Genomic DNA, 6,393 nt, shown 5'->3' with positions numbered 1-6,393 from the left:
AGACGCTCTACAAGACGTTTATCGGCTCCGACTTCGTGCTGGAGGGCAAGAAGGCCGGCGAGTGGGTCAAGCAGGAGTTCGGCAGCGCGAGCGGGCGCCGGTGGGCAGGCTGTTGAGCGACATCAGCCACAGCGACGACCAGGTGCCGGGGGCCGAGGGCATCAGGATCCGCGCCTCGAAGTAGCCGTACTGGTAGGCGATGCCCGTGCCGTCGGTCCGGGCCGAGGACAGGTTGCCGGTGAAGTACTGGCGGCCCCAGCCCATCGGGTCGACGTAGCCGGGCGGGGTCTTGGACGCGCGGATGCGGAGATATTCGTTCGAGAGCGTCGCGAACGGGTTGTACGGCCCAGTGAAGTCGGCGAAGATGCCGTCGCCGAACTCGGTGCCGTTGGGTCCGTCCGGCTTGGCGCTGGCATAGGTGGCGCCGGCGCCGGTACGCGAAATTGACAGCGACCCGTCGAAGTCGTCGACGAACGCGAGCGACTTACCGCCCGCCGCCGCCGGTACGCCCGCCGGAGCGCCCTCGTTCCACGACGTGCCGCCGGTGTTGTGCAGCTGGAGATAGGCGGTGTCGGTGACCGTGAAGGTGCCGCTGCCCTCCACGCCGTCCCAGGCGTCGATCAGCACGGCGATCGGCCCGCGCGGGTACTCGCTGGCCGGGAACGTCAGCGTCGCGTAGCCGGTGGCGTCGGGCGCGACGTTCTGGAACCGCCGGTCGTAGCCCTTCGCGTCGGGGTGGGCGGCGTCCGGCTGGTGCCAGGAACGGGCCCACACGTTGCCCATGCCGGGTGCGCAGATCCGGATGGTGACGTTGGCGCCCGACACCGTCGCACCGTACGCCGGGTCGAGCACGCTGACCTTGTGCATGGGATAGATCCCGGCCGGGCAGTCACCGGTCGGTGGCGGGCCGCCCTCGCCGTACGCCTCGAACTCGGCGAGCCCGACGGCGGCCCAGCTGCCGGGCGTGACCGCGGTGACCGTGAACTGCACCCAGGTGACCGAACGCGCGGCGAAGTTCACGGTGGCGGGCGTCTGGCCGTCCTCCGGCAGCGCGCCGACGGAGACGGTCGAGCCGTCGCTGAACGACAGCGTGCCGCCCAGGATGTTGCTGGTGAACGTGAACGATCGGTCGTAGAGCTTGACCTGGCTCAGCGTCTGTGGTGACGACCAGGTGAGCCGCAGCCAGACACCGTTCTGTTGCTCGTTCGAGGCCCACTCGTCGGCAGGCGTGGTGATCACCGGGATGACGCCGTCGTTGGCACCGGCCGGGGTGTAGCCGGCGGCGGAGGAGATGGCGGTGGCGGTGGCGGCCAGGGCGAGGTTCTCGCCGTCGGCGGACGCGGGTGTGGCGACGGCGAACGTCGCCGTCAGGGCGAGGGCGGCCACGAGGGCCGTTCGGGCACGGTGCATCGGAGCTCCCTTGGTTGGGCGAGGCGGGGGAGACGGGACACACGAGCGGGGCGTGAGCGGACTACCGGTTGCTGCCGGTCAGCGTCATGCCCTTGATGATCGAGCGCTGACCGACCACGAAGACGATCAGCACCGGGATCGTCGCCACCGCGGCGGCGGCGATCATCACGGGGAAGTTGGTCGTGTACGTGCCGCGGAACTGGTTGACCAACAACGGCACCGTGAACTTGTCCTGCGAGCTGAGGAAGATCAGCGGCTGCAGGAAGTTGTTCCACTGGGCCATGAACGTGAAGATGGCCAGCGCCGCGAGCGGCGCCCGCAGCAGCGGCAGCACGATGTGCCAGAAGATGCGCAGCCGGTTCGCGCCGTCGATGGTCGCGGCCTCCTCGATCTCGCGCGGGATGCCGCGGACGAACTGGCGCAGCAGGAACACCGCGAACGCGTTGAACAGCGCGTTGGGCACGATGATGGACAGGTGCGAGTCGAGCCAGCCGAGCTCCCGCATCAGCAGGTAGACCGGGATGATGGTGAGCTGGTACGGCACCATCATGGTGGCCAGGAACACCACGAACAGCGGCTCCCGCAGCCGGAACCGCACCCGGGCGAAGGCGTACGCGGCCATGGCCGAGGTGAGCAGGGTGCAGACCACGACGCTGCCGGAGATGACGAACGAGTTGAGATAGGCCCGCCCGAACGGCAGCGCCGTCCACGCCGTCGTGAAGTTGTCCCACACCACCGGGTCCGGCAGCCACTTCGGCGGTATGACGAAGACCTGCGGCAGGTCCTTGAAGGCGCTGAGCACCATCCAGACGAAGGGTGCCGTCATAAGCACCGCGCCGGCCACGAGGAACAGATGCTTGAGCACGCGCACGTCTACTCCTCGTAGTGCACGAAGCGGCGTTGCATCCGCAGCTGCACCAGGGTGATCGCCAGCAGGATGGCGAAGAGCACGACGGCCACCGCCGCGCTGTCGCCGAACCGGAACTGGGTGAAGGCCAGGTCGTAGATGTCGTATACGAGCGTGTAGCTGGCGTCGCCGGGCCCGCCGCGGGTCATCGTGAACGCGATGTCGAACACCTGGAACGACCCGATGAAAGACATGATGGCCAGGAACAGGATGGTGGGCGAGAGCATCGGCAGCGTGACGTGCCAGAACCGGCGCACCGGCCCGGCACCGTCCACCGTGGCCGCCTCAACATATTCCTTGGGCACCGCCTGCAGTCCGGCCAGGAAGATCACCATCGTGAAGCCGAGGCCGCGCCAGATGCTGACGAGCGCGATCGCCGGGATCACCGTGCGGGTGTCGACCAGCCAGTTCGGCGGGTCCAGGCCGATGTTCCGCAGGTAGGCGTTGATCGGCCCGAACTCGCCGTTGAGCAGCCACAGCCACACGACGGAGACCGCCACGGAGCTGGTGACCACCGGCGCGAAGTAGAAGAGCCGGTAGAGCACCCGCCCGCGTACGGTGTGCAGCGCCAGCGCGACCAGCAGGGCGCAGGTCAGCTCGCCGGGCACGAGCAGCACCGTGAAGAACAGGGTGTTGCGCAACGAGACCAGGAACGTCTCGTCGGTCAGCTGTCGGGCGAAGTTGTCGAGTCCGACGAACGTCGGTTCGCTCAACCCGTCCCACTTGGTCAGGCTCAGGCCCATCGCGAACAGCAGCGGCCCGACCACGAACACCACGAGCCCGACGAGCTGCGGGCCGAGGAAGAACAGCGCCCAGCCGCGCTCGCTCCACCGCCGGGCCCGCCGGTCGCGGTCGTGGTCGGACGGTGGCCGGGCGGGCGCCGGCGGCGTGGCCGGCGCCCGCTGTTCGAGGGCCGTCATCAGTTCAGCTGGCCCTTCTCGATCGCCGGGTTGGCGAGCGCGGCGATGGCCTGCAGTCCGGTCTTCGCGTCACCGTTCTTGGCGAACATCTCGTCGAAGGCGCGTTGGATGGCGGCGCTCAGGCCGGGCACCCGCGCCTCCTCTACCGGCAGCGGGAACGCCGTCGTCTGCGCGTCGGTGAAGTACTTCGCGTGCTTGGGGTAGCCGCCCTGGGTCACCACCGCGTCGGCGCCCTTTATGGACGGCACCGAGACGCCGCCGTCACCCAGCCGGAACGTCTGGCCCTCGACCGAGCCGTACTCGGTGAGGAACTTGAACGCGGCGTCCTGGTTCTTGGCCTTCTTGTTGATGGTCATGAACGCCGTGTAGGTCGCGGTGACCGCCATCTTCCCGTCGACGCTCGGCCGGTGGACGACGTCGGTCTCGAGTGAGGAGATCTTCGAGTACTGCGGCACCACCCACCGGCCCTCGGTGGTGAACGCGAGGTTGTTGGCCATGAACAGCGAGTCCTGGCCCTGCCCGGCCGGCACGTTCAGCACGTGGTAGCAGGCCTTGGCCTTGACCAGATCGACCAGCCACTGCAACGCCTCGACCGAGGTGGCGTCGTCCTGGGCGACGAACGTGCCGTCCTGGTAGACCGTGCCGCCGAAGCAGGTCAGCCACGGGTAGAGGTCGTACCAGCTGGACCCGACGACGAACGCCTTGACGCCGGAGGCGACGACCTTGTCGATGGTGTTCTGGAAGTAGTCGCGGGTCCACTTGCCCGCCTCGAACGTGGCCGACGGCTCCTCGGCGACGCCCGCCGTCCGCAAAACCTTGGTGTTGTACCACATCAGGCTCGGGTTGGCGTCGGTCGTGATCCCGAAGTACCTGCCGTCCTTGGTCTTGGCCGCACCCCACGCCTCGGCGCCGAAGTCCGACGTCTTGGTCTTGCTGTCCGCGCCGTCGAGCAGCGGTCCGAGCTCCACGACCGCGTTGGACTCGATGAGCTTGGCCATGAAGTCGTCGGTGGCGGCGATGATGTCGGGCGCGTTGCCGCCGACGAGCTGGGTGAGGATCTTCTCCTTGTACGAGTCGACGGGCGTCAGCGCCATCGAGATCTTCCCGGCGGCGGAGTTGGCGGCGTTGAACTTGGCGACGAACTCGTCGGCCTTCTTCATCTCCTCGGGGCTGCCCCAGGCGGAGAAGACCATGTCGACCGGGCCGCTGGCGCCGGTGTCGTCGTCGCCGCAGGCGGCCAGGGCGCCCGCGCCGAGGACGGGAAGAGCGAGAGCGGAGGTGGTACGCAGAACGGAGCGCCGGGTCAGGCCGGTGTGCGTCATTGTGGTGGCTCCTCAGGGGTGGGTATGACGTCGAGGACGGCGTTGCCGCCGCCGGGGGAGTGGTCGGGGCCGATCGTCACGGTGATGCCGGCCGCCAGTTCGGCGCCGGTGCGGCGCTGTTCGCCGCCGGTCCAGAGATCGCGGACGCGGAACGTGCCGGTCGGGTCGAAGCCGGCGCGCGCGGGATCGAGGGCCAGCCGCACCGGCACCGCGATGTCGGTGTCGTTGCCCGCGACGAGGATGGCCCGGTGGCCCCGGCGCAGGCGCGCGTACGGGACCAGTGGGGCGTCGGGGGAGTCGAGCGCGACCATCTCGTTCTCCCACCGGTCACAGTGGAGCAGGTCGCGGTTGGCGCGCCGGATGGCGAACATCCGGCTGACGTCGGCGTGGAAGGCGCGCTTCGCCGGGTCGTCGTCGAGCTGCTGCCAGGGCACCTGACAGCCGTAGAGCCAGCCGCCGGGTCCGCCGGCGCCGAACAGGCCCCGGCGCACCGCGGGCAGGCTGACCTGTGCGGCGTCGAACTCCTCGCCCGCGAACCACAAGGGGATGCGGTGGCTGAACGCCGCGCCGTAACCGAACCACGCGCGGCTGCCGCGTACCCGGTAGTGGTTGCCGGGCCTGGCCGACCAGCCCTCGTCGTGGCAGCTGAGCTGGACGGTGCGGAACCGGTCGCCGGTGCCGTCCCACTCCGCGGCGACATCGGGGCTCAGTGACGGCCAGTCGTTCTGCGCGAGGTGGTAGCGCTCGCGCTCGCACATGATGACGATCGGGTGGCCGGCCTTGGCGCAGGTGGCGGCGATCTCGTCCCACAGCTCGGCGCTGCCGAGCCCCAGGTCGACGCGGAACCCGTCGACGCCGTGCTCCGTCACGTAGGACGTCCAGAGCTTCACCCACCACGCCCGGAACTCGGCGTTGCGGTAGTCGAAGTCGACCATGCCCCACGAGCCGTGCGCCAGGAACCAGTCGGGGTGGTCGGCCACCAGCGGGCTGTCGCGCAGCACGCCGTGGCTGACGACCTCGAGGATGACCCGGACGCCGTGGGCGTGTGCGGTGTCGACCAGGTGGCGAAAGTCGGCAGCGTCGCCCAGCCGAGCGTCGAAGACGTCGAACCGGCGCACCGCGTACGCGCTCCAGACGCCGTAGAAGTGGTCGGTCGCCTCGTTGTAGCCGGCCAGCCAGATGGCGTTGGCGCCGGTGGCGGCGAGATAGGGCATGCGTTGCGCGGCGCTGCGGAACGTGCCGCTGCCGTGCCCGTCGCCGGCGCCGTCGGGCGAGGTGAACCCGCGCGGGTTCAGCTCGCAGATGGCCAGGTCGCGCACCCACGCCGGGGCCGGGAACCGGTCCGGGTTCTCGATGGGCAGCAGTTCGACGTCGTGGTCCATCACATGACCCCGTGCTTCGCGTACGTCTCGGCGATGGTGCGGCCGCCGGCGAGCTCGGCCCGCACGGTGTCCTCGATGCCGGCCTTGGTCTCGGCGGCGGCGATGACCCGCTCGGCCCGCGCGGCCGGCACGACTACGACGCCGTCGACGTCGGCCAGGATCAGGTCGCCGGGTTCGATCCGTACCCCGCCGACGGTGACGGGCACGTTCCGCGCGACCGCGTCGAGCCGCCCGGCGGAGTCGGCCGGATGCGTCCCGCGGGCCCACAGCGGGAAGCCGCGGCGGCGGATCGCCGCGACGTCGCGGCTGTAGCCGTCGACGATCGCGCCGACGCACCCGTTGACCACGGCCCGCGTGGTGAGCCAGTCGCGGACGAGCCGGTCGGCGCGCTCGGCGAGGTCCGGCGTCGGCCGGGCCAGCGCCGGCTCCAGCAGCGCGGCGCCCGCCGGATG

The 6,393-nt window shown here is 69.9% G+C and carries 5 protein-coding genes and 1 pseudogene; all 6 read right to left on the bottom strand.

Annotated features, from left to right (window positions below):
• Nucleotides 1-66: 66 nt before the first annotated feature.
• Nucleotides 67-1,410, bottom strand: a complete 1,344-nt coding sequence (locus tag AB0H87_RS36065; RefSeq protein WP_360156342.1) for a hypothetical protein — start codon at nucleotides 1,408-1,410, stop codon at nucleotides 67-69.
• 61 nt (nucleotides 1,411-1,471) lie between these two features.
• Complete coding sequence (locus tag AB0H87_RS36060; protein WP_360156339.1) at nucleotides 1,472-2,281, bottom strand: carbohydrate ABC transporter permease; 810 nt, start codon at nucleotides 2,279-2,281, stop codon at nucleotides 1,472-1,474.
• Nucleotides 2,282-2,283: 2 nt separating this feature from the next.
• Nucleotides 2,284-3,237, bottom strand: coding sequence for a sugar ABC transporter permease (locus tag AB0H87_RS36055; RefSeq protein ID WP_360156336.1), 954 nt, complete (start codon nucleotides 3,235-3,237; stop codon nucleotides 2,284-2,286).
• Nucleotides 3,237-4,559 (bottom strand): extracellular solute-binding protein, encoded by a 1,323-nt coding sequence (locus tag AB0H87_RS36050; protein ID WP_360156333.1) that lies wholly within the window; start codon nucleotides 4,557-4,559, stop codon nucleotides 3,237-3,239. The genes AB0H87_RS36055 and AB0H87_RS36050 overlap by 1 nt, the downstream gene beginning before the upstream one ends.
• On the bottom strand, nucleotides 4,556-5,941 hold the full coding sequence (locus AB0H87_RS36045; RefSeq protein WP_360156330.1) for an alpha-amylase family glycosyl hydrolase: 1,386 nt from the start codon (nucleotides 5,939-5,941) through the stop codon (nucleotides 4,556-4,558). Before AB0H87_RS36045 ends, AB0H87_RS36050 begins: the two co-directional genes overlap by 4 nt.
• Nucleotides 5,941-6,393: pseudogene (locus AB0H87_RS36040) on the bottom strand (hypothetical protein); the annotation flags it as partial. The pseudogene AB0H87_RS36040 and the gene AB0H87_RS36045, both read right to left, overlap by 1 nt.

The sequence above is a fragment of the Asanoa sp. NPDC050611 genome (assembly GCF_040654855.1).
Taxonomy (GTDB): domain Bacteria; phylum Actinomycetota; class Actinomycetes; order Mycobacteriales; family Micromonosporaceae; genus Asanoa.
This window is presented reverse-complemented; position numbering and strand designations above follow the sequence as displayed.

Excerpts from the sequence above, each read along its gene's own strand:
- AB0H87_RS36065 (WP_360156342.1), bottom strand. The coding sequence starts at position 1,410 with ATGCACCGTGCCCGAACGGCCCTCGTGGCCGCCCTCGCCCTGACGGCG.
- AB0H87_RS36045 (WP_360156330.1), bottom strand. The coding sequence starts at position 5,941 with ATGGACCACGACGTCGAACTGCTGCCCATCGAGAACCCGGACCGGTTC.
- AB0H87_RS36055 (WP_360156336.1), bottom strand. The coding sequence starts at position 3,237 with ATGACGGCCCTCGAACAGCGGGCGCCGGCCACGCCGCCGGCGCCCGCC.
- AB0H87_RS36050 (WP_360156333.1), bottom strand. The coding sequence starts at position 4,559 with ATGACGCACACCGGCCTGACCCGGCGCTCCGTTCTGCGTACCACCTCC.